General features: G+C 58.1%; 18 protein-coding genes, 2 tRNA genes and 1 other annotated feature. Of the genes, 13 read left to right on the top strand and 7 right to left on the bottom strand.

Going from position 1 to position 23,179, the window contains the following annotated elements; genetic code table 11:
* Nucleotides 1-115: 115 nt before the first annotated feature.
* Entirely contained in the window at nucleotides 116-2,014 is a 1,899-nt protein-coding gene (locus B5F12_RS01465) for an ABC transporter ATP-binding protein (protein ID WP_087229221.1), read from the bottom strand.
* A complete protein-coding gene (locus B5F12_RS01470) occupies nucleotides 2,004-3,749 on the bottom strand; it encodes an ABC transporter ATP-binding protein (RefSeq protein ID WP_087229224.1) in 1,746 nt (581 codons plus the stop codon). The genes B5F12_RS01465 and B5F12_RS01470 overlap by 11 nt, the downstream gene beginning before the upstream one ends.
* 421 nt (nucleotides 3,750-4,170) lie before the next feature.
* Here B5F12_RS01470 and B5F12_RS01475 point away from each other — a divergent pair, with 421 nt between their 5' ends.
* Complete coding sequence (locus B5F12_RS01475; protein ID WP_087229229.1) at nucleotides 4,171-4,899, top strand: YebC/PmpR family DNA-binding transcriptional regulator; 729 nt, start codon at nucleotides 4,171-4,173, stop codon at nucleotides 4,897-4,899.
* A 280-nt stretch (nucleotides 4,900-5,179) separates the two neighbouring features.
* On the opposite strand, the gene proC is transcribed toward B5F12_RS01475, so the two are convergent.
* The gene (proC, locus tag B5F12_RS01480) at nucleotides 5,180-5,995 is read right to left on the bottom strand and encodes a pyrroline-5-carboxylate reductase (RefSeq protein ID WP_087229232.1); all 816 of its coding nucleotides are present in this window, start codon (nucleotides 5,993-5,995) and stop codon (nucleotides 5,180-5,182) included.
* A gap of 12 nt (nucleotides 5,996-6,007) precedes the next feature.
* Entirely contained in the window at nucleotides 6,008-7,708 is a 1,701-nt protein-coding gene (gene leuA / locus B5F12_RS01485) for a 2-isopropylmalate synthase (protein ID WP_204221439.1), read from the bottom strand.
* Nucleotides 7,709-7,767: 59 nt separating this feature from the next.
* Nucleotides 7,768-8,004 (bottom strand) — a binding site (T-box leader).
* Nucleotides 8,005-8,151: 147 nt separating this feature from the next.
* On the opposite strand from leuA, the gene B5F12_RS01490 reads away from it, so the two are divergent.
* Both B5F12_RS01490 and B5F12_RS01495 read left to right on the top strand, forming a co-directional pair.
* Nucleotides 8,152-8,238: transfer RNA gene (locus tag B5F12_RS01490), tRNA-Ser, on the top strand.
* A gap of 26 nt (nucleotides 8,239-8,264) precedes the next feature.
* Nucleotides 8,265-8,356: transfer RNA gene (locus B5F12_RS01495), tRNA-Ser, on the top strand.
* 118 nt (nucleotides 8,357-8,474) lie between these two features.
* Here the strand turns inward: B5F12_RS01495 and B5F12_RS11825 are convergent.
* Both B5F12_RS11825 and B5F12_RS01500 read right to left on the bottom strand, forming a co-directional pair.
* Complete coding sequence (locus B5F12_RS11825) at nucleotides 8,475-8,612, bottom strand: hypothetical protein (RefSeq protein WP_158096721.1); 138 nt, start codon at nucleotides 8,610-8,612, stop codon at nucleotides 8,475-8,477.
* Between the two features lie 27 nt (nucleotides 8,613-8,639).
* Nucleotides 8,640-9,476 carry a DegV family protein gene (locus tag B5F12_RS01500; protein ID WP_087229234.1) on the bottom strand — a complete coding sequence of 279 codons (837 nt, stop codon included), beginning with the start codon at nucleotides 9,474-9,476 and terminating at the stop codon, nucleotides 8,640-8,642.
* Between the two features lie 200 nt (nucleotides 9,477-9,676).
* Between B5F12_RS01500 and B5F12_RS01505 the strand changes: the two genes are divergently transcribed.
* The 8 genes from B5F12_RS01505 to B5F12_RS01540 all read left to right on the top strand — a co-directional run bounded on the left by B5F12_RS01505 (nucleotide 9,677) and on the right by B5F12_RS01540 (nucleotide 18,095).
* Nucleotides 9,677-10,849 (top strand): FprA family A-type flavoprotein, encoded by a 1,173-nt coding sequence (locus B5F12_RS01505; protein ID WP_087229237.1) that lies wholly within the window; start codon nucleotides 9,677-9,679, stop codon nucleotides 10,847-10,849.
* 68 nt (nucleotides 10,850-10,917) lie between these two features.
* A complete protein-coding gene (locus B5F12_RS01510; protein ID WP_343219378.1) occupies nucleotides 10,918-11,358 on the top strand; it encodes a GtrA family protein in 441 nt (146 codons plus the stop codon).
* 24 nt (nucleotides 11,359-11,382) lie between these two features.
* Nucleotides 11,383-12,081 carry a LytTR family DNA-binding domain-containing protein gene (locus B5F12_RS01515; RefSeq protein WP_087229240.1) on the top strand — a complete coding sequence of 233 codons (699 nt, stop codon included), beginning with the start codon at nucleotides 11,383-11,385 and terminating at the stop codon, nucleotides 12,079-12,081.
* 10 nt (nucleotides 12,082-12,091) lie between these two features.
* Nucleotides 12,092-12,754, top strand: a complete 663-nt coding sequence (locus tag B5F12_RS01520; RefSeq protein WP_087229243.1) for an ATP-binding protein — start codon at nucleotides 12,092-12,094, stop codon at nucleotides 12,752-12,754.
* A gap of 88 nt (nucleotides 12,755-12,842) precedes the next feature.
* Nucleotides 12,843-14,657, top strand: a complete 1,815-nt coding sequence (locus B5F12_RS01525; RefSeq protein WP_087229247.1) for an ABC transporter ATP-binding protein — start codon at nucleotides 12,843-12,845, stop codon at nucleotides 14,655-14,657.
* Nucleotides 14,657-16,525, top strand: a complete 1,869-nt coding sequence (locus B5F12_RS01530) for an ABC transporter ATP-binding protein (protein ID WP_087229250.1) — start codon at nucleotides 14,657-14,659, stop codon at nucleotides 16,523-16,525. Before B5F12_RS01525 ends, B5F12_RS01530 begins: the two co-directional genes overlap by 1 nt.
* Nucleotides 16,526-16,708: 183 nt before the next feature.
* A complete protein-coding gene (locus B5F12_RS01535; RefSeq protein WP_158096722.1) occupies nucleotides 16,709-17,203 on the top strand; it encodes a GNAT family N-acetyltransferase in 495 nt (164 codons plus the stop codon).
* 13 nt (nucleotides 17,204-17,216) lie between these two features.
* Complete coding sequence (locus tag B5F12_RS01540) at nucleotides 17,217-18,095, top strand: hypothetical protein (protein ID WP_087229256.1); 879 nt, start codon at nucleotides 17,217-17,219, stop codon at nucleotides 18,093-18,095.
* Between the two features lie 85 nt (nucleotides 18,096-18,180).
* Here the strand turns inward: B5F12_RS01540 and ppdK are convergent, their stop codons facing one another.
* Nucleotides 18,181-20,823: a pyruvate, phosphate dikinase gene (ppdK, locus tag B5F12_RS01545; protein WP_087229259.1), complete on the bottom strand. Its 2,643-nt coding sequence runs from the start codon at nucleotides 20,821-20,823 to the stop codon at nucleotides 18,181-18,183.
* Nucleotides 20,824-21,203: 380 nt separating this feature from the next.
* On the opposite strand from ppdK, the gene glnA reads away from it, so the two are divergent.
* Nucleotides 21,204-22,535 (top strand): type I glutamate--ammonia ligase, encoded by a 1,332-nt coding sequence (gene glnA, locus B5F12_RS01550; protein ID WP_087229262.1) that lies wholly within the window; start codon nucleotides 21,204-21,206, stop codon nucleotides 22,533-22,535.
* A 50-nt stretch (nucleotides 22,536-22,585) separates the two neighbouring features.
* Complete coding sequence (locus B5F12_RS01555) at nucleotides 22,586-23,128, top strand: ANTAR domain-containing protein (protein WP_087229265.1); 543 nt, start codon at nucleotides 22,586-22,588, stop codon at nucleotides 23,126-23,128.
* Nucleotides 23,129-23,179 lie beyond the last annotated feature (51 nt).

A 23,179-nucleotide genomic window follows, 5' to 3' on the forward strand; every position in this document is an offset into this window, starting at 1 on the left:
GCAAATTCGTAAACAGCACTTATGCGATTGAACCGCCGTGTACCGAACGGTATGCACGGTGGTGTGAGAGGACGGCTACTCAACTAATGGGTAGCCTCCTACTCGATTGTAGGCCTTATTCCAGCTCGAAAGCTCCGGTATACAGCTGGTAGTACTTGCCCTTCTGGGCGATGAGTTCGTCGTGGCTGCCTCGCTCAATGATATGGCCCTGCTCCAGCACCATGATGGCGTTGGAGTTCTTCACGGTGGAGAGACGGTGGGCGATGACAAACACGGTGCGGCCATACATCAGGGCGTCCATACCCTTTTGGACAATGGCCTCGGTGCGGGTGTCGATGGAGGAGGTGGCCTCGTCCATAATCATGACCGGGGGATCGGCCACGGCGGCCCGGGCGATGGCCAGCAGCTGACGCTGGCCCTGGGAGAGGTTGGCGCCGTTGCTGGTGAGCATGGTCTGGTAGCCGTGGGGCAGGCGGGTGATGAAGTCGTGGGCGCCCGCCAGCTTGGCGGCGGCGATGCACTCCTCGTCGGTGGCCTCCAGCTGACCGTAGCGGATGTTGTCCATGACCGTGCCGGTGAACAGGTTGGTGTCCTGGAGCACGATACCCAGGGAGCGGCGCAGGTCTGCCTTGCGGATGGTCATGATGTCGATGCCATCGTAGAGGATGCGGCCGTTGTGGATGTCGTAGAACCGGTTGATGAGGTTGGTGATGGTGGTCTTACCGGCACCCGTGGCGCCCACGAAGGCCACCTTCTGGCCGGGCTTGGCGAAGAGGGAGATGTCGTGGAGCACGGTCTTCTCGGGCACATAGCCGAAGTCCACGTGCTCAAAGCGCACGTCGCCGGTGAGGCGGGTGTAGTGGAAGGAGCCGTCCTCCTGAGGCACTTTCCAGGCCCAGACGTTGCTGCGGTAGGGCACCTCTTTCAGGGAGCCGTCCTTCTGCTCCTGGACGTTCACCAGGGTCACATTGCCCTGGTCCACCTCGGGCTCCTCGTCCATCAGCTCGAAGATGCGCTGTGCACCGGCCATACCCATGACCACCAGGTTGATCTGCTGGGACACCTGACCAATGGTACCGGTGAACTGGCGGGTCATGTTGAGGAAGGGAACGGTGATGCTGATGCTGAAAGCCATGCCGGAAAAGCTCAGGTTGGGGGCGTGGGTGATGAGAAGGATGCCGCCCACAATGGCCACCAGGGCATAGATGAAGTTGCCGGTGTTCATGAGGATGGGCATGAGGGTGTTGGCGTAGGTGTTGGCCTGCTTGGAGTCGGACATGAGGGCGTCGTTGAGCCGGTCGAAGTCGGCGCAGGTCTCGGACTCGTGACAGAACACCTTGACCACCTTCTGGCCGTCCATGAGCTCCTCCACGAAGCCCTCCACCTTACCCAGGGACTTCTGTTGACGCTGGAAGAAGGTGGCGGACTTGCCGCCGATGGAGCGGGTGAACTTCACCATCACCAGGGAGCCCAGGAGAATCACCAGGCTCAGCCAGAAGCTGTAGTAGAGCATGATCACCAGCACGGCCAGAATGGTGACGAACATGGACAGCAGCTGGGGGAAGCTCTGGGCTACCATCTGGCGCAGGGTGTCGATGTCGTTGGTGTAGTGGCTCATGATATCGCCGTGGTCGTTGGTGTCAAAGTAGCGCAGGGGCAGGTTCTGCATGCCGTCGAACATCTTTACTCGCAGCTTTTTCAGCAGGCCCTGGGTGATGATGGCCATCAGCTGGGTCCACACGATGGTGGAAATGAGAGCCAGGGCATACATGGTGGCCAGAATGGCCACCAGCCGCAGAATCTGGGGGGCAGCAGCGGCCCAATCGCCGGTCTGCCAGTTGGTCTCGATGACAGCGATGATCTTCTGCATGAACACGGTGGGAAGGCTGCCCACGATGGCACTGAACAGGATACACACCAGAGCCACGGGCATCAGCACCGGGAAAAACTCAAAGAGGGTGCGCAGCAGGCGAACAAAGGTGCCTTTGCGATTGACGGGGACATTAGGCTTCATCTTCCTGACCTCCTTTGTTCTGAGACTCGTAGACTTCCTGATAGATGGGGCTGCTCTTCAGCAGCTCCTCGTGGGTGCCCATGGCCACGATGCGGCCGCCGTCCATGATGAGGATGCGGTCTGCCTCCTGCACCGAGGCCACACGCTGGGCCACAATGATTTTGGTGGTGTCGGGGATGAACTCCCGGAAGGCCTTGCGGATGAGGGCATCGGTCTTGGTGTCCACCGCGGAGGTGGAGTCGTCCAGAATGAGAATCTTGGGCTTTTTCAGCAGGGCCCGGGCAATGCACAGACGCTGCTTCTGGCCGCCGGAGACGTTGACGCCGCCTCGCTCCAGGTAGGTGTCGTACTTGTGGGGGAAGAGCTGGATGAACTCGTCGGCCTGAGCCAGACGGCAGGCCTCCATGATCTCCTCGTCGGTGGCGTCGGGGTTGCCCCAGCGCAGGTTCTCCTTGATGGTGCCGGAGAAGAGCACGTTCTTTTGCAGCACCACAGACACGGCGTTGCGCAGGCTGTCCAGGTCGTAGTCCCGTACATCCACGCCGCCCACCCGTACGGTGCCCTGAGTGGCATCGTACAGACGGGGAATGAGCTGGATGAGGGAGGACTTGGAGGAGCCGGTGCCGCCCAGAATGCCCACGGTCTCGCCGGAGCGAATGTGCAGGTCAATCTGGGACAGGGCGTCCCGCTCGGCGTCGGCGGAGTACTTGAAGTCCACCCCGTCAAAGTCGATGGAGCCGTCCTTGACGTCCATCACAGCGTTGTCAGGGCTGGTGATGGTGCTGCGCTCCTGGAGCACCTCCACAATACGGTGGGCGGACTCGGCGGAGATGGTGATCATCACGAACACCATGGACAGCATCATCAAACTCACCAGAATCTGAAAGCTGTACACAAACAGGGAGGACAGCTTACCCACGGTGAGGGCCACGCCCTGGGTGCTGATGATGAAGTAGGCGCCCAGCCCCAGGATGAGGCAGGTGGCGGAGTAGAGGCAGAACTGCATCAGGGGGGAGTTAAAGGCCATGATGCGCTCGGCCCGGGTGAAGTCCCGGCACACATCTTCAGCGGCGGTGGAGAACTTCTCCTTCTCAAAGTCCTCCCGGACGTAGCTCTTCACCACCCGCATGGCCTGCACGTTCTCCTGGATGGAGTTGTTCAGGGTGTCGTACTTGCGGAACACCTTGACAAACAGGGGATGTACCTTGCAGATGATAACCGCCAGACCGATGGCCAGCACCGGGATGGTGAACAGGAAGATGAAGGCCATAGAGCCGCCCATGATGTAGGCCATGATAAAGGAAAAGACCAGCATCAGAGGGAAGCGAATGGCGCCCCGGATGATCATCATAAAGGCCATCTGCACGTTGGTCACGTCGGTGGTCATACGGGTGACCAGAGAAGAGGTGGAAAAGCGGTCAATGTTGGCAAAGGAGAAGTTCTGAATGTTGTAGAACATATCCCGTCGCAGATTCCGGGCATAGCCGGCGGATGCGGATGCGGCAGTGGTGCCTGCAATCCGTCCAAAGAACAGGGAAAAGCCAGCCAACACCATGAGAATCACACCGTAGCGGACGATGGTGGACAGCTCACAGCCTTTTTGGATTTCCAAAACCAGATTGGCGGTGAGGAAGGGGATGATACATTCGATGATGACTTCCAGAGTGACAAACAGGGGGGTTAATAGGGCGTCCCGTTTGTACTCCCGGATGGATTTTGCCAGAAGCCTGATCATACTCCGATTCTCCTTTTCTAAAAAATTTCTCTTGAAAAAACACGTAATCCAGTATACACATTTTATAAAAAATAGGAAAGCGTCAACTGTTACAAAAAACGGGAGAAAAATTGAGAACTCATGCGAAAAACTATGAAAAAAGAGGGCAGCCCGCACTTCTGGTGCGGGCTGCCCAAGCTCTTTGGTTCGAAACATGGAGGAAGGAGATTCTATGAGTTAGCGATAGCTAACCATGGGACAACTATACCATGTACCGATTAGAGTGTCAAGAGAATTTTTCAGAATCGGAGGAAAAATCCCTGAGCCCGGGGGCAGAGGGTTGAAAAAAGGAGAATGGCATGGTATACTAACCTGTAAATGTGAAAAACTGCCTGTGCCATAGGCAGTGTGGAATCTATAGAACGAAGGGAACGATTTTTTCATGTCCGGACATTCCAAGTGGCATAACATTCAGAAGACCAAGGGCGCGGCAGACGCCAAGCGCTCTCAGACCTTTACCAAGATCGCCCGTGAGCTGATCGTGGCCGTGAAGACCGGCGGCAGCGGCGACCCCAACAACAACTCCCGTCTGGCCACCGTCATTGCCAAGGCTCGTGCGGCCAACATGCCCAACGACAACATCAAGCGCACCATTGAGAAGGCCCTGGGCTCCGGCAACTCCAACGACTACGAGGCCATTACCTATGAGGGATACGGTCCCTGCGGCGTGGCCGTCATCGTGGAGGCCCTCACCGACAACCGCAACCGCACTGCCTCCGAGGTGCGCCACTACTTCGATAAGTTCGGCGGCAACCTGGGTGCCACCGGCTGCGTGTCCTGGTCCTTTGACCAGAAGGGCGTGCTCATCATCGAGCGGGAGGACCTGGACGAGGACGTGGTGATGATGGACGCTCTGGACTGCGGCGCTGCTGACTTCGAGCCCGAAGAGGAGTGCTTCACCATCTACACTGATCCTGACTCCTTCGCCACCGTGGTGTCTGCCATGGAGGAGAAGGGCTACACCTTCGCCTCCGCCAAGGTGGAGATGGTGCCCCAGAACTACGTCACCCTCACCGATCCCAAGGACATCCAGAACATGGAGAAGATGATCGATATCATGGAGGACAACGACGATATCCAGAACATCTACCACAACTGGGAGCAGGAATAAATCCTCTCGAAAATGCTAGCATTTCCGAGAAGTTGCAGCCCGCTGCATGCATAATCGGGTCAAAGGGCGACCCGATTCCACACTGGCGGGCTGAGAAGTGTTTTTCCCGATGCACATGTCCCCGGGAAAAACGGATTTTGATTTCTTTTCCCGCCGAAAGGCGGGAAAACTCTGCCGAGGGCTTTGGACCGACCCAAGAATCGGTTTCCCTTGCGCAGACCATATGAGTTTGATCATTGAAAGCGCCCCCTCCGGCATCGCCGGAGGGGGCGTATTTCATTTATTGTTTTCCTAGTTGTTTGTTCTTTTCATAGGCAGCCAGCACGGCCTGGATGGCGGCGTGGCGCAGGCCGTTTTCCTCCAGGGCGGCGACCCCGGCAATGGTGGAACCGCCGGGGGAGCACACGGCGTCTTTGAGGGCTCCGGGATGTTGCCCGGACTCCAGCACCATGGCGGCGGCCCCCATCAGCATCTGGGCGGCGTACTCCATGGCCTGCTTCCGGGGCAGACCTACCATGACCCCGCCGTCGGCCAGGGCCTCAAGGAAGGGGTAGACGTAGGCGGGACCGCATCCGGCCACCGAGGTAAAGGCGTCCATGTGGGCCTCGTCCATGAGGTCTACCCGCCCGGAGCGGGCGAGAATTTCCTGCACCGCTTGGATGTGGTGGGGCTGGGCGGAGGGGGCGGCGCACAGAGCGGACATGCCCTGACCGATGGCCACGCAGGTGTTGGGCATCAGCCGGAACAGGGGGGCGTCCTGGGCTTTGGCCGGAAGGAAGGAACGAAGGGTCTCCAGAGTTACCCCAGCCGCCACCGAGATGAGCACTTTGGTGGGGCAGCGCTCCAAACTGGGGCTTAGCTCTGCCAATACCCCAGATAGCAGGTGAGGCTTGACGCAGAGAAAGAGGTAATCGGCCTCTTCAAAGGCCTGGGCGTTGTTCTCCGCGGCGTGGCAGCCCAGCTCCTGGGCCAAAGCCTCGGCTTTGGCATAGGTGCGGTTAGCCAGATAGACCTGGTCCGGTCCCACGCTGGCACAGGCGGCCCGGGCCAGGGCGGAGCCCATGTTTCCGCAGCCGATAAAAGCGACACGAGACATGTAGACCCCTCCTTAAGCTTGCCGCAGAGAGCGGTTGATGGCGCAAAGAATGGCCCGCAGGGAGGCCCGGCTGATGTTGTGGCTCTTGCCCACGCCGAACACATCCTGACCGTTGGGGGCCTTCAGGTGGATGTAACACACGGCCTGAGTATCCGAGCCGGAGGAGATGGCGTGCTCCTTGTAGTCCACAAACTGATAGCCGTCAATGGGGGCCTCAGGCAGGTTATGCAGGGCGTTGAAGAAGGCGTCGATGGGGCCGTTGCCCTCGCCCCAGACCTCCATGGAGTGGCCCTTGTAGCTTACCTCGCCCACAAACTCCACCTGGCTGGCGTCCCCGTGGCGGGCGTCCTCCTGGAAGCTGTGGCGCTCCAGCTGATAGGTCTTGGGCACGGACAGATACTCTTGGTCGAAGAGCTGGAAGATCTGCTCGGGCTTGAGCTCCTTGCCCACCCGGTCGGACTCCTTTTGCACCACGGCGCCGAACTCGGCGTGCATGGCCTTGGGCAGATCATAGCCGAAGTTCTGCTGCATGACGAAGGCGGCGCCGCCCTTGCCGGACTGGGAGTTGATGCGGATGATGGGCTCGTACTCCCGTCCCACGTCGGCGGGGTCGATGGGCAGATAGGGCACCTCCCACATGTCGGTGCCGCTGTCCTGCATGTAGTGGAAGCCCTTGTTGATGGCGTCCTGGTGGCTGCCGGAGAAGGCCGTGAACACCAGTTCACCCACATAGGGCTGGCGCTCCCCAATCTTCATCTTGGTGCACCGCTCGTACATGTCCCGGATTTTGTTGATGTTGTGGAAGTCCAGCTTGGGGTCAATGCCCTGGGTCCACATGTTCATGGCCAGGGTGACCATGTCCACGTTGCCGGTGCGCTCGCCGTTGCCGAACAGGGTGGCCTCCACGCGGTCGGCGCCCGCCAGCAGGCCCAGCTCGGTGGTGGCTACGCCAGTGCCACGGTCGTTGTGGGGGTGGAGGGAGATGATGGCCCGCTCCCGGCCGGGCAGGTTGCGGATGAAGTATTCCAGCATGTCGGCAAACTGGTTGGGCATGCAGTTTTCCACCGTGGTGGGCAGGTTCAAAATGACGGGGTTCTCCGCGGTGGCGTGGAGGTGGTCCAGCACAGCGGCGCAGATTTCCACGGCGTAGTCCATTTCGGTGCCCATGAAGGACTCGGGGGAGTACTCAAAGCGCAGGTTGGTGCCCCCCTCAATGACGGGCTGAGCCATTTCATAGATGAGGTCAGCGGCGTCGGTGGCAATCTTGGTGATGCCGTCGCAGTCCATGCCGAACACCACCTTGCGCTGTAGGGTAGAGGTGGAGTTATAGAAGTGGAGAATCACGTTCTTGGCCCCACGGATGGCCTCAAAGGTGCGGCGGATGAGGTGTTCCCGGGCCTGCACCAGCACCTGAATGGTGACGTCGTCGGGGATGTGGCCGCCCTCGATGAGTTCCCGACAGATCTCGTACTCCGTCTCGGAGGCGGAGGGGAAGCCAATCTCAATCTCTTTGACACCGATGTCCAGCAGGGTATGGAAGTATTCCAGCTTCTCCTGGAGGTTCATGGGGTCAATGAGGGCCTGGTTTCCGTCCCGCAGGTCCACCGAGCACCAGACAGGAGGCTGGGTCAGCACTTTGTCCGGCCAGGTGCGGTTGGTGATGGGCTGGGGCTGGAAGGGGATATACTTCTGAAAGCCTGGTTTCAAATTCATGGGGAAGTTCCTCCTTTATTCCAATGCGGGGGATGAAAAAAACGCCCCCGACACAAACTGTCAGGGGCGTAACATTACGCGGTACCACCCTAATTCCGTCCACGGTCACCCGTGGGCGCTCACGGCCTCCAACAAGGCCTCGACCTGTAACGGGATCACCCGTCCGCCCTTACTGCATGGAGGTTCAGGACGGCAGCTCCGGGTCCAGTATACACACAGGGACATCCACCGATTTGCACCACCCATCGGCTCTCTGAAGGACCTCGACTGTGTCTTCTTCCCATCGTCGCCTTTCACTTGGTGATATTTTAGCGGAACAAAGCGTGTTTGTCAAGGAACAAAGGATGGGGAAAAAGAGGGGGAAGAAATTGTGGAAAATGTCTTGACAGAATGGGAACCCTATGGTAAGATAACTCTTGCATTTGGGCTGCAAGCTCCGTCATGGAGAGGTGTCCGAGTGGTTTAAGGAGCTAGTCTTGAAAACTAGTGACTCGAAAGGGCCGTGGGTTCGAATCCCACCCTCTCCGCCAATTTTATATCTTCTTTTATTCGGTCTGCGGAAGTACCCAAGAGGCCGAAGGGGCTCCCCTGCTAAGGGAGTAGGCGGTCCAAAGCCGCGCGAGGGTTCAAATCCCTCCTTCCGCGCCAGAAATCCCGAACGCAAACGCGTTCGGGATTTCTATTTTCTCTTTACGTTTCAAAAAAGAATCCCTGTGACATCCAAGTCACAGGGATATTTTTATAGGAAATGAAAGGTTGTGTTCTGTCACAGAATACCCAGCCACTCCGCCACATTGACCCCCAATCCAATGACACACAGCACCAGGGTGGTGATGAGCACCCAGTAGAGCCAACGGCGGAAAAATAGGGCGCGCCGCTGGTCACGCTTGGATGGCTGATCCATGGGAAACGCTCCTTTCTCTTCTGGGGATTAGTAGGCCACCACCACGCCACCGTTGTTGGCGTAGAAGGAACTGATGCCCCGGGTCTCTGTGATGAGCACGTCGGAGACCTCGCAGGTCTTGAGAATCATCATGCGCAGGTATTCTGCCCGCTCCCGGCACAGACAGTGGGCAATGCACAGCAGTTTGCCCTTGTGGTTTTCGTCGGCGGCCACAATGTCCGCCAGCTTGTTCAGCGCCTGCTTGATGGACAGGGCCTGAGTGTGCTTCTTGATCTCGCCCTGGGGGGTGGAACCCATCACCAGCTTCACCCGCAGCGCCCCAGTGACCAGAGACTGCACCCGGGTCAAACGTCCGGCCTTGCGCAGCATGTCCAGGTTTTCCAGCACGAACAGGGTGTTCATCTCGGTGATATACTTCTCCACCTGGGCCACCACCTGGGCAAAGGGCATGCCGGAAGAGGCCAGCTCGGAGATTTTCAGAGCGATGAGGGTCTCACCAGCGGAGGCAGAGCAGGAGTTAAACACCCGGATGTTGCGCTCGGGGTGCTCCTCCACAAACATCTGGGCGGCCTGCCACGCGCTGTTGTGGGAGCCGGAGAGCAGAGCGGAGAGGGTGACCACATAAATGTCTCCATCCACCGCCTCAAAGGCGTCCAGATAGTCCGCCGGAGAGGGACAGGCGGTGTGGGAGGCCTCCTGGCACATGGCCATGGCATCCACCAGGGTCTGAGGTACCAAGGTGTCATCATCCCGGAACTCGTTCTCACCCACATATATGGTCAGGGGAACACTATGGAAAATGCCGGACCGGAGCAATTCGGGGCTGAGGTCGCAGCAGCTATCGACAATAATTTTAAAACTCATAAACAAAAACCCCTAATATCATTTTTGCAATTAAATTCTAGCAGACCCAATCTGTAAAGTCAAGGAAAGAAGGGGTGGGGAAAGGAAGGATTTACAAATTGAAAATAATCGTATCAAGTGAAATTGTAGAAAAAGTTCCTTGACGGTGGTATCAACTCATAGTAAAATAGTGGGGATATATAAAGAGAGGTGTGATCACTGTGAATCAACTGCTCAATTCGACATCTATTTATCGAGTCGGCTGCTATGATCCCGACATTGACCTGTTTGAAAGCCAGTATGTAGTGCCCCAGGGCGTTACTTACAACTCCTATGTGATCGTGGACGAGAAGGTGGCCATTCTGGACACCGTGGACCCCCGCAAGACCCAGGAGTGGCTGGCCAACCTGGACGAGGTGCTGGGCGATCGTCAGCCCGACTACCTGGTGGTGCATCACATGGAGCCCGACCACGCTGGTAGTGTGGCCCAAGTGGCTCAGCGTTATCCCCAGATGAAGCTCATTGGCAACGCCAAGACCTTCCCCATGCTCAAGCAGTTCACTGGTGTGGATTACACCGACCGGGCTGTGGTGGTCAAGGAGGGCGACGTGGTGGAGCTGGGCGAGCACAGCCTCACTTTCGTCATGGCCCCCATGGTGCACTGGCCTGAGGCCATGGTGTCCTATGAGGCCAAGGAGAAGGTGCTGTTCTCCGCCGACGGCTTCGGACGCTTTGGCGATGGCAACCCCGAGACCGAGTGGGTGGAAGAGGCCCGCCGCTACTATCTGAACATCGTGGGCAAGTTCGGCCCCCAGGTGCAGGCTTTGCTGAAGAAGGCCGCCGGCCTGGACATCGCCGTGGTGGCTCCCCTCCACGGTCCTGTGCTCACCGGAGATGCCATCGGCCTGGCCCTGGAGAAGTACACCCAGTGGAGCACCTATCAGCCTGAGGAGAAGGGCGTGCTGGTGGCTTATGCCTCCATCCACGGCAACACCGCCAAGGCCGCTCTGGAGCTGGTGGACATGCTCAAGGCCGAAGGCGTGAAGGTGGAAGCCATCGACCTGACCCGTGAGGATTGGGCCAAGGCTGTGGCAAAGGCCTTCCAGTACACCAACCTGGTGCTGGCTGCCTCCACCTATGACAACTTCGTCTTCACTCCTATGGCTACCTTCCTCTATCGCCTGAAGACCAAGGCCTTCCAGAACCGCACCGTGGCTCTGGTGGAGAACGGCACTTGGGCTCCTCTGGCCGCCAAGGAGATGCGGGCTGCTCTGGACCAGCTGAAGAACATCACCGTGATGGACCAGGTGGTTACCATCCGTTCCGCTCTGGACGATACCAGCCGCGCCGCTCTGGGTGAGCTGGCCAAGGCGGTCAAGGCCACTCTGGACTAATCTCAATCACGACAGAAAAGGGGCAAGCCCGGTGCTTGCCCTTTTTTTGCACCAAAGGAGCGTATTTTGTGAAGAAACTGTTTGAAGGGACCTTTGTCCGCTTTTTGATGGTGGGCGTTCTCAATACGGCGGTGGGGTTTGGGGTGATGTTCGCCCTGTACAACCTGGCCGGGCTGCACACCTGGGGAGACCTGGGCTACTGGCTGTCCTCGGCCGCCAACTACATTGTGGGCAGCGTGGTCAGCTACTTCCTCAACAAACACTTTACCTTCCGCAATGCCGAGCGAGGCTGGAAGGTGGTGGGCCGATTTGTGCTGAGCATTGCTGTGTGCTGGGTGCTGGCCTATGGCATTGCCAAGCCTGCGGTGGCAGTGGTCCTGTCCGGTATGCCGCTGAGCCAGCAGATGCAGGGTAACCTGACCATGCTGGTGGGCGCAGGCCTGTTCGTGGTGCTCAACTACGCCGGTCAGCGGTTCTTTGCCTTCCGCAGCACCGAGAAGAACCAGTAAGAAAACCAGAGGAGGGAATGGAACATGGAACTGCGGGTGGGCATCTGTGACGACAGCCAGACCGACGCCGCCTATGTGGAGACCTTTCTGTCTGCCTGGGCCCAGGAGCGGGACCTTGCCCTCCATGTGGAGCGGTTCCCGTCGGCAGAGAGCTTTTTGTTCCGCTACGCCGAGGAAAAGCGGTTTGATCTCCTCCTTCTGGATATTGAGATGGGGCAGTTGGATGGAGTGACCATGGCCAAGGAGATTCGCCGGGACAATCAGGATGTCCAGATTGTCTTTATCACCGGGTACTCGGACTATATCGCGGAAGGGTATGAGGTGGCGGCCCTCCACTACCTGCTCAAACCCGTGAACGGGGACAAGCTGCGGGCGGTACTGGACCGGGCGGTGGACAAGGTACGCCGCCGGGAGCGGGCGCTGACCCTGGAGCAGGGGGGCGAGATGGTGCGCATTCCCCTGGGGGAGATTCGCTACCTGGAGGTGTGCCGCAACTATGTGACGGTACACGCCAAGGGAGACTATACCACCAAGTCCACCCTCAGCCGCCTGGAGGAGGCCCTGGACGGGCGGTTCCACCGCCTGGGCCGCTCCATGGTGGTGAATCTGGAGGTGGTGCGCCGGGTGACCAAAACCCAGGTGATACTCTCCGACGGCAGCGTGCTGCCCTTGCCCCGGGGCGCCTATGAGGGGCTGAACCGGGCCATCATCGCCCACAGTTGAGGAGGTCACCATGGGTTTTCTATCCAAACGGGTGAATGAGAAGCTGGAGAACTACCAGCGGGAACTGCTGGACACCCACTACCAAGAGGTGGAGAACATGTACCGGCAGATGCGGGGGTGGCGGCACGACTACCGCAACCACATCCAGACCATGAAGGCCTACGCTGCCCAGGGGGATTTGGAGGCCATCCGGTCCTATCTGGACCTGCTGGACACGGACTTGAACACCGTAGACACGGTGGTGAAGACGGGCAACGCCATGGCCGATGCCATTTTGAACAGTAAGATTTCTCTGGCCAAGGCCCGGGACATCCCAGTGCATGTGGACGCCCACATCCCGGTGAAACTCACCATGTCCGAGCTGGACCTGTGCGTCATCCTGGGCAACCTCTTTGACAATGCCATGGAGGCCAGCCTGGCTCTGCCCCCCCAGGAGCGGCTTATCCGGGTGTATATGGACATGAAGGGCACCCAGCTCTACATCTCCTTCACCAACTTCACTGCCACGGGCAAGCTTTCCAAGGTGGGCAAGGGCTTTCGCACCACCAAGGGGGAGGGCCACGGCTTCGGATTGGTGCGCATGGATGCCATTGTGGAGCGCCTGGACGGCTACCTCAGCCGCAACAGTGAGGCGGGGGCCTTTACCACTGAGATTTTAATTCCACAGCTGTGAGGTGCAATTCAGCACCCCAGATTTGCCGTTCGTCCCCGGATCACTCCGGGGGCGAATTTTTGTGATAAGCTACGGGTGAGGTGAGAACATGAAGGAGAAGAAGAAAAAGCCCACATATAACATGTGGCAGAATACCGCCTACTTTGTCAAAGCGGCGTGGGAGAACTGCCCCTCGGTGCTGCTCATCTGCCTGCTGTTGGCGGTGGCCACCGCCGGGGCCACAGTGGTGGAAATGCTCTTTGTCCCTGTGGTGCTGGGCCAGGTGGAGGGGCATGTGCCCCTTCCTCAGCTGCTGGCCACCATCGGGGTGTTTACCCTGGCGCTGTTGCTGATGTGGGGGGGAAAGAGCTACTTGAATACCAATGCCCTGTTTGGCCGCATTGAGGTGCGCACGGAGATGTCAGCACGGATTTCACGGAAAATAACCGGAACCTCCTATGCAAATCTATTAGACACGAAATTTCGAGAGTATGAGAATTTGGCATACCGTACCTGCGACGGAAATGCGGATGCAGCCGAGGCGATCTGGACCACCTGGACGGATATTTTGACCAACGTGCTGGGCTTTGTGGTGTATCTGCTGTTGCTCTCAGGTCTCAACGGCTGGATGGTGACTCTGGTGGTGCTCACCACAGCAGTGGGATTTATGGTCAGCCAGCACTTGGAGGGCTGGGGCTATCGCCACCGGGAGGAGCGGGCGGCCAGCCTGAAAACCATTTATTATGCCAAAGATGTGGCAACCAAGCGGGAATATGCCCAGGATATTCGGATATTCGGCTTGCGACCCTGGCTGGACGAGGTGTGGGGAAGTGCCATGCGCGCCTACCAGGCCTTTTTGACCCGACGGGAGCGGGTGTATTTTGGGGTGCATGTGGTGGATGCCCTTCTCACCCTGCTGCGCAACGGCGGCGCCTACGCCTACCTCATCTGGATGACCCTGACCCAGGGATTGCCCGCCTCCCAGTTCCTGCTGTACTTTGCCGCTATCAGCGGCTTTACCCAGTGGGTGAAGGGCATCATGGAGCAGGTTTCCACCCTCCACCGCCAGAGCCTGGAATTGTCCAATCTGCGGGAGTTTTTGGAGTGGCCAGAGCCCTTTGCATTTGAGGAGGGAGCGCCGCTGCCACAAGGTTTGAAGGAGTGCGAGATTCTGCTGGACCATGTGTCCTACCGCTATCCCGGGGCCGAGAAGGACACCATTACGGACCTCTCTTTTACCCTTCATCCCGGGGAGAAGGTGGCCATTGTGGGCCTCAATGGAGCGGGTAAGACCACCTTGGTCAAGTTGCTGTGCGGTTTTTTGGACCCAACTGAGGGAAGTGTCCGTCTCAATGGGGTGGACATCCGCACCTACAACCGCAGAGAATACTATCACCTGTTTTCCGCCGTGTTCCAGGAGTTTTCCGTGCTGGACACCAGCGTAGCAGTGAATGTGGCCCAGCGTGTGGAGGACATCGACCGGGCCCGGGTGGCAGAGTGCCTGGATAAGGCAGGGCTGACCCAGGCGGTGGAAGCTCTGCCCCGGGGGATGGACACCCCCGTGACCCGCAATGTCTTTGAAGATGGGGTGGAGCTGTCCGGAGGACAGATGCAGCGGCTGATGCTGGCCCGGGCGCTGTACCGAGATGCCCCCGTGGTGGTGCTGGATGAGCCTACCGCCGCCCTGGACCCCCTGGCGGAGCACGACATCTACATGAAGTACAATTCCATGACTCAGGGAAAAAGCTCTCTATTCATCTCCCACCGTCTGGCCTCCACACGGTTCTGTGACCGGATTCTCTACCTGGAGCATGGCCGCATTGCGGAGGAGGGGACCCATCAGTCCCTGCTGGATCTGGGCGGCGGATATGCCAAACTCTTTGAGGTGCAGAGCCGATATTACCAGGAAGGAGGGGAGTTTTGATGGAGAAAAATAAGTCTTGGGGAGAAAGCTTGCGCCTGACCATGCGGGGGTGGCGCATGTGGTGGAAGCTGCGCCCCACTCTGTTGGTGTCTATGGCACTGTCGGCGGTGGTCAAGGCTGTGACCCCCTATACCTCCATTTACTTCTCCGCCCGCATCATCGGGGAGCTGTCCCAGGGGCGGAACCCCCAGGTGTTGGCCTGGTGGGTGGGCTGGCTGCTGGGCGTGACTGCCGGTTTACTGCTGTTGGGAGGAGCTCTTTCTCGATGGGCCACCTGGGAAAAAGACCAGCTGGATTTTTGGAACAGTAAGTGCAACATGGAAAAGATGATGGATATGGACTACAGTCTTCTGCAACAACAAGAAATCTACGACTTGTATGAGCAGGTCTGGCAGAATGTCCGCTTTGGTGGTTGGGGTATGTATAACCTGCCGCTGTATCTCTCCAACTGCGTGACCTATACCATGCAAGTTCTGATCGGTGTGGCGTTGTCTGTGGGACTGGTAACCCAGAAGATTCCTGCCAGTCATGACCTGGTCTTTCTGAACCACCCCCTATGCCTGGTGGGGGTGGTGGCGGTGATGCTGGGGGTGGCCTTTCTCTCTCCGGTGTGCATCAACCGCAGCAATGCCTATTGGGGCATGAACGGAGAGGAAATGCGGCTGGGGAATCGAATCTTTTCCCGGTTTGGATATTATTCCAATGAGCCTCATCGAACGCTGGATATGCGCATCTATGAACAACAGCCCAACGTGTACCAGTATTATTTGAAAGGGCACAATGTGTTCGGAAGCAACGGTCGCTTGGCTCAGTGGGGCAAAGGGCCCATGGGACTGTGGGCGGCGGCGGGCAAAGGCATTTCTGCCGTCCTCACCGGGGTGGTGTACCTGTATGTGTGTCTGAAATCCTGGGCGGGAGCCTTTGGAGTGGACGGCATCACCCAGTATGTGGGTGCGGTCACCACGCTCTTTGCCGGTGTCGCCGGCCTGATGGAGACCTTGGGAGAACTCCAATGTAACGCCCGGTATCTGGCGGTCAGCCTGGAATTTCTGGACGTGGAAAACCAGATGTACCAGGGTTCCCTCACCACAGAAAAGCGCTCCGACCGCAACTATCAGGTGGAGTTCCGGGACGTGTCCTTTCGCTACCCGGACAGCGAGGCCTGGGCCCTGCGCCATGTGAACCTGAAATTCCAGGTGGGCAGCCGCCTGGCGGTGGTGGGGGAGAATGGCAGCGGCAAGTCCACCTTCATTAAGCTCCTGTGCCGCCTCTATGACCCCACCGAGGGAGAAATCCTGTTAAACGGCATCGACATCCGCAAATACCAGTACCCCGACTATATCGCCCTGTTCTCAGTGGTATTCCAGGACTTCCACCTGTTGGCCTTGCCTTTGGGGCAGAATGTGGCAGGACGCACCCAGTATGACCGGGAGCGGGTGGCCCAGTGCCTCACCCAGGCGGGGGTCATGGACCGGGTAGAGAAGATGGACCAGGGATTGGATACCTATCTCTATAAGGATTTGGAGAAGAAGGGCGTGGAGGTGTCCGGGGGCGAGGCACAGAAAATTGCCATTGCCCGGGCCCTCTATAAAGATGCCCCCTTTATCATCCTGGACGAACCCACTGCGGCCTTGGACCCCATTGCTGAGGCAGAGGTGTATAGCAAATTCGACCAGATCGCCGGAGACAAGACGGCGGTGTATATCAGCCACCGCCTGTCCTCCTGTAAGTTCTGCGACGACATCGTGGTCTTTGACCACGGCCACATCGTCCAGCAGGGGAGCCACCAGCAGTTGGTGGAGGCTGAGGGCGTGTACGCCCAGCTGTGGCAGGCGCAAGCCCAGTATTATCAAAAACAAGAGGGATGAGAAAAGATCTTCGGGTACCTGTCTAAAGTGGGCAATAGTCAAATAAAAGGCCTCAGGCTGTGCATGGTATAAGAGCACAGCCTGAGGCCTTTTGCGTATAGAACACTTGTATGATATATTTTGTGTAGAAAAGCAGAGTTTGATAAAATGGGGAAAAGCATGGAGAGATGAGGAGAGATGGTTATGCAATCCACCGTTGTGTTTCGCAGAGCACAAGAAGAAGACGCTGCGGTCATAGCCAAACTGCGCCAAGAAATTTGGTCTACCACATACCGAGGCATCTATCCTGACGACATGATCGACCAATTTGACTATGCATGGCATACCCAAAAGGATGCACAGCGTATTAAAAGCCCGGCTTATGCGGTCTATCTCATGATGCAGGAGGACCACCCAATTGGCTACATCACGCTTCATATATCTGTGCCCGCCCACTTGCTCTCCCTATACCTTCGGCAAGAGTACCAACATAGGGGGATTGGACGTCGTGCAGTTGCCTTTATCCAAGAGGTATTTCAAACACGGGGAGTCTCTACCTTCACTTGTGAATGCCAGCCGGACAATGTGCATGCCATGACCTTTTACCGTCGCTGTGGGGGTCGTGTGGTGGGGGAGGACCTGAGCAATGAGGAGAACTGGCAGAATTCTGTGACCTTTCAATTTCGTGTAGAAGAATGAGGAGTACCGCACCATGAACACACCCATTGAGATTGGCAGGGACAAGAGAAAAACAGGCCCCGTGATACGAAGCATCCGCACTATGGACGAGTGTATCGAATTTGTCAGGGGCTTTCATGGGAATGCCCAATTCTCAGACCCCATGCTCACCAATGAGGAACAATTCCAAACAAACCTGGTGAAGTGTGTGGAACATCCGGACCGGCACTGTGCGCTGGGCGTGTATCTGGGGGAGCAATTGATCGGCTTGTTCACATTTCTGGTCTTGACAGAGGAGCGATATTTGGAGATGCTCGTGGGCCTGTCCCGTGATCGCCGTGCCTATGCAGAGATGTTCCGCTATTTGGAGCGTCACTATCCGGGGTACAGCGCCGACTTTGTATTTAATCCTCGAAATCATCTGTTCTGCTATCAGCTGGGGTATCTCCGCAAGGGTATGTTAAGTTTGGGGCAAATGAGGGCGGATGGGGAACTGACGCGAGAGCAATACCAAAACCTATACGCTCAGACTGCCGCAGAGCGGGAGAAGCTCCAAGGACAGCTGGAACATGCGTCGGTTGAAGGTGGGGGAGCACCTAAGTTAGATCTGACTCAGATCAAAAAGAAGCTCGCTCAAGTGGTGGATGTATCAACGCCAAAGATTTCCGACGAGCTGGTGGAAGAGTTTGTAGAGGTGGTGACACCGGTGGAGGACTACCACTATCGCTGGAAGCTGAATTTTGGAGAAATCCAGGAGCGAGGACGTTATGACTTTCTCCATCCAGAATCCCCTCCGGTGCTGTCTTTTACCATCGATTTTGAGATGGCTCGACAATATCGCAAGGAAAATGAGCTTCCACCCCAGTTCCGCAGAAGTAGTTGGAACGATTTGTTTGTTGAAGTGTACCTATGATTGAGAAAAAGGCAAAAGAACAGACGCACTGCCATAGGGCAATGCGCCTGTTCGCGCGGATATGATAAAGAGTAGTGTTATATGCTTACTTGTCCATTGCACGGGGTTGTCTAATAGCCGCCTGCGCCGCAGCCAGCCGGGCAATGGGCACCCGGAAGGGGGAGCAGGAGACGTAGTCCAGGCCCACGTTGTGGAAGAACTGCACCGAGGAGGCCTCGCCGCCGTGCTCGCCGCACACGCCCAGCTTCAGACCGGGCTTGGTCTTGCGGCCCAGGGTGGCAGCCATCTCCACCAGGCGGCCCACACCAACCTGATCCAGGCGCTGGAAGGGATCGAACTCGTAAATCTTCTTGTCGTAGTAGGACTCCAGGAACTTTCCGGCGTCGTCACGGGAGAAGCCAAAGGTCATCTGGGTCAGGTCATTGGTACCGAAGGAGAAGAAGTCGGCCTCCTTGGCGATCTCGTCGGCAGTGAGGGCGGCTCTGGGGATCTCGATCATGGTGCCCACCTTGTACTCCAGGTTGGTGCCGGACTCGCGGATGAGCTGGTCGGCGGTCTCCACCACCACGCCCTTGACGTAGGCAAGCTCCTTGACCTCGCCCACCAGAGGGATCATGATCTCAGGCACGATGGTCCACTCGGAGTGCTTGGCCTGGACGTTCAGAGCGGCCTTGATGACGGCGCGGGTCTGCATCCGGGCGATCTCAGGATAGGTGACCGCCAGACGGCAGCCACGGTGACCCATCATGGGGTTGAACTCGTGGAGGCTGGCGATGATGGCCTTGACGTCGGCCACACTCATGAACATGGCGTTGGCCAGCTGCTGGATGTCCGGCTCGTCGGTGGGGACGAACTCGTGGAGGGGGGGATCCAGGAAGCGGATGGTGATGGGGTTGCCCTCCATGGCCTCGTACATGGCCTCAAAGTCGCCCTGCTGCATGGGCTCCAGCTTGGCCAGAGCCTTTTCCCGCTGCTCGGTGGTGTCCGAGCAGATCATTTCCCGGATGGCCAAGATGCGCTCACCCTCAAAGAACATGTGCTCGGTGCGGCACAGGCCGATGCCCTGGGCGCCAAACTTCATGGCCTGACGGGCGTCTCTGGGGTTGTCGGCGTTGGTGCGCACCTGGAGACTGCGATACTTGTCGGCCCAGGCCATAATGCGGCCAAACTCGCCGCCAATGGAGGCGTCCACAGTGGGCAGAGGCTGGCCGTAGATGTTACCGGTGGAGCCGTCCAGGCTCAGCCAGTCGCCTTCCTTGTATACACGGCCAGCCAGTTCAAACTGGCGGTTGGCCTCGTCCATCTTAATGGCGCCACAGCCGGAGACGCAGCAGGTGCCCATGCCACGGGCCACCACGGCGGCGTGGGAGGTCATGCCGCCACGGACGGTGAGAATGCCCCGGGAGGCCGCCATACCCTCGATGTCCTCGGGGCTGGTCTCCAGACGGACCAAGACAACGGGCTCGCCACGGTTGGCCCACTCCTTGGCGTCCTCGGCGGTAAACACGATACGGCCGCAGGCAGCACCGGGGGAGGCGGGAAGGGCGGTACCCACGGGGGAGGCGTTTTTCAGAGCCTCGGGGTCAAACTGGGGGTGGAGCAGAGAGTCCAGGTTGCGGGCGTCGATCATCAACACAGCCTGCTGCTCGGTGATCTGGCCTTCGTCCACCAGGTCACAGGCGATTTTCAGAGCGGCGGTGGCGGTGCGCTTGCCGTTCCGGGTCTGGAGCATGTACAGCTTGCCGTTTTCCACGGTAAACTCCATGTCCTGCATGTCGTGATAGTGGTCCTCCAGGGCCTTGGCGGCGGCCTCAAAGCGAATGTACGCCTCGGGGAACTTCTCGGCCATCTGGCTGATGGGCATGGGGGTGCGCACGCCGGCCACCACGTCCTCGCCCTGGGCGTTGACCAGGAACTCGCCCATGATCTTCTTTTCGCCGGTGGCGGGGTTGCGGGAGAAGGCCACGCCAGTGCCGCAGTTGTCGCCCATGTTGCCGAACACCATGGCCTGCACGTTGACGGCAGTACCCCAGGAGCTGGGGATGTCGTTCATACGGCGGTAGACGATGGCACGGGGGTTGTTCCAGGAGCGGAACACGGCGTTGACAGCGCCCATCAGCTGCTCCTTGGGGTCGGTGGGGAAGTCGGCGCCGACTTTTTCCTTGTACTCGGCCTTGAACTGCTCGGCCAACTCTTTCAGGTCGTCGGCGGTAAGCTCCACGTCCTGGGTGACGCCTCGGGCGTGCTTCATCTCGTCGATGAGCTCCTCAAAATACTTCTTACCCACTTCCATGACCACGTCGGAGTACATCTGGATGAAGCGGCGATAGCAGTCATAGGCCCAGCGGGGATTGCCGGACTTCTCGGCCATGACCTGAACCACCTCTTCGTTGAGGCCCAGGTTCAGGATGGTGTCCATCATGCCGGGCATGGAGGCCCGAGCGCCGGAGCGGACAGAGACTAGCAGGGGATTCTCGTGATCGCCGAACTTCTTGCCGGTGATCTCTTCCATCTTGACGATATATTCCAGAATCTGCTCTTGGATTTCCGGAGCAATGGCCTGACCGTCCTCATAGTAACGGGTGCAAGCCTCAGTGGTAATGGTAAATCCCTGGGGAACGGGCATGCCCAAGTTGGTCATCTCGGCCAGGTTGGCGCCCTTGCCGCCCAACAATTCTCTCATGTTGCCGTTTCCTTCGGAAAACAAATAGACATACTTGTGAGACATATACATTCCTCCGTTTTCGTGTGCTGCCCTTTACCAGGGAAAAGCTTATGATGACATTCTAGATAGATGTGACCAAAAAGTCAAGAAGAATTTCGTGCGGTTTGTGCAAAGTGGCGATGTCGATTGGGTAAAAATGTGAGAAAAAGGCTTCTGTGCAAAAACGCGAAAATGGCGCTTCTCAAGGTTGTGAACTTGATTTTTGCGATGAAAATTTGCATCGGTGCAAAAATCCGTTGACAAAATAGCGGTTCATGCTATACTGAACACAGAATTACTTCCGTAGATAGTTTTAGGAAAAAAGGCAGGGAAGGACAACCTTTTTTCTCCACTGGGCCGGGGTGGTTTCAGCCGGACGAATCGAAAGAAAAGGGGAATGAACAATGGGTTACACCAAGGAAGACATCATTCGCATTGTCAAGGAAGAGGACATTAACTTCATTCGCATGCAGTTTACCGACATTTTCGGTCAGCTGAAGAATGTGGCCATCACCGCCTCCCAGATTGAGAAGGCTCTGAACAACCAGATCACTCTGGACGGCTCCTCCATCGAGGGCTTTGTGCGCATCAACGAGTCTGACCAGTATCTGTACCCCGATCTGGACAGCTTTGCCATCTTCCCCTGGCGTCCCCAGCACGGCCGTGTGGCCCGGCTGATCTGCGACGTGTACAACCCCGACGGCACTCCCTTTGTGGGCGATCCCCGTGGCGTTCTCAAGCGGGTGCTGAAGAAGGCCCACGACATGGGATATGACGCCTTCAACGTGGGTCCCGAGCCCGAGTTCTTCCTCTTCAAGACCGATGAGGAGGGCCGCCCCACCACCAAGACCAACGACGAGGCCGGTTACTTTGACCTGGGCCCCCTGGACCACGGCGAGTCCACCCGTCGAGAGATCTGCCTGGCCCTGGAGAAGATGGGCTATGAGATCGAGGCCTCTCACCACGAGGTGGCCCCCGGTCAGCACGAGATCGACTTCAAGTACTCCGACGCTGTGCAGTGCGCCGATAAGATCATGACCTTCAAGTTGGCGGTGAAGACCATCGCCCAGAAGAACGGTCTCCACGCCACCTTTATGCCCAAGCCCATTTTTGGCATTGCCGGTTCCGGTATGCACGTGAACATGTCCCTGTTCCGCAACGGCAAGAACGTGTTCTATGATGAGAACGGCGACAAGAAGCTGTCCCACGAGGCCTACGCCTTCATGGCTGGCATTCTCCACCACATGAAGGGCATCACCGCCATCGCCAACCCCCTGGTCAACTCCTACAAGCGTCTGGTGCCCGGCTATGAGGCCCCCTGCTATATGGCCTGGTCTGCCTCTAACCGTTCCGCCCTCATTCGTATCCCCGCCGCCCGTGGCCAGTCCACCCGCGTGGAGCTGCGCAGCCCCGATCCCGCCTGCAACCCCTATCTGACCCTGGCCGTGTGCCTGGCTGCCGGTCTGGACGGCATTGAGCGGAATCTGACCCTCCCCGCCGAGATCACCGAGAACATCTTCGACATGACCCCCGCCACCCGCAAGCGCCGGGGCATCGAGGCCCTGCCCGGCTCTCTGGACGAGGCTCTGGTGCTGATGAAGAAGGACAAGCTCATCATGTCCACTCTGGGTGAGCACGTGGCCTGCCAGTTTATCGCCGGCAAGGAGAGAGAATGGGAGGAATATCGCACTCGTGTGTCTAGCTGGGAGCTGGACAAGTACATGATCAACTATTGATCGCTCCCGCTGCCCTTGGGCAACAGGTGATGGGAGGAGTGTGAGATCTTGTGCAAAAAGTAATCGTAGCCTTTGAAAACCGCAAGACAGCGGCCAGCATATCAGAGGTATTGGAGAGCGGCGGCGTGGCAGAGTGTGTGGTGTGCCACAGCGCCTCCGAGGTGCGCCGCCTGGTGAACAAACAGGGGCTGGGCGTGGTGGTGTGCGGGTTCAAGTTCCCCGATGGAGCGGGGGAGGACCTGTACTACGACTTGCCGCAACAGTGCGTGATGCTGATGGTGGCCCCCCAGAATCGGCTGGAGCTGTGCGAAACCGAGGAGATCTTCCAGCTGCCTGCCCCGGTGAGTCGGGGAGACCTGCTGGCGTCGGTGCGGATGCTGCTGCAATTTGCCCGCCGTCGGGTCTCCAAGTACCCGGTGCACATCCACCGCAGTGAGGAGGAGAACCAGCTGGTGGCTCAGGCCAAGGCGCTGCTCATGGACCGACACGGCATGACAGAGGCACAGGCCCACCGCTTTCTGCAAAAGGAGAGCATGGACCACGGCTCCAAGCTGGCGGAGACTGCCCGCATTGTGCTGGGAAATTCAATATAAATGGATTGGCGAGGAACAGCCCCCGGGCTGTTCCTCGCTTTTTTCGGGTAT

This window comes from Pseudoflavonifractor sp. An176, assembly GCF_002160435.1.
GTDB classification, from domain to species: Bacteria; Bacillota; Clostridia; order Oscillospirales; family Oscillospiraceae; genus Enterenecus; species Enterenecus faecium.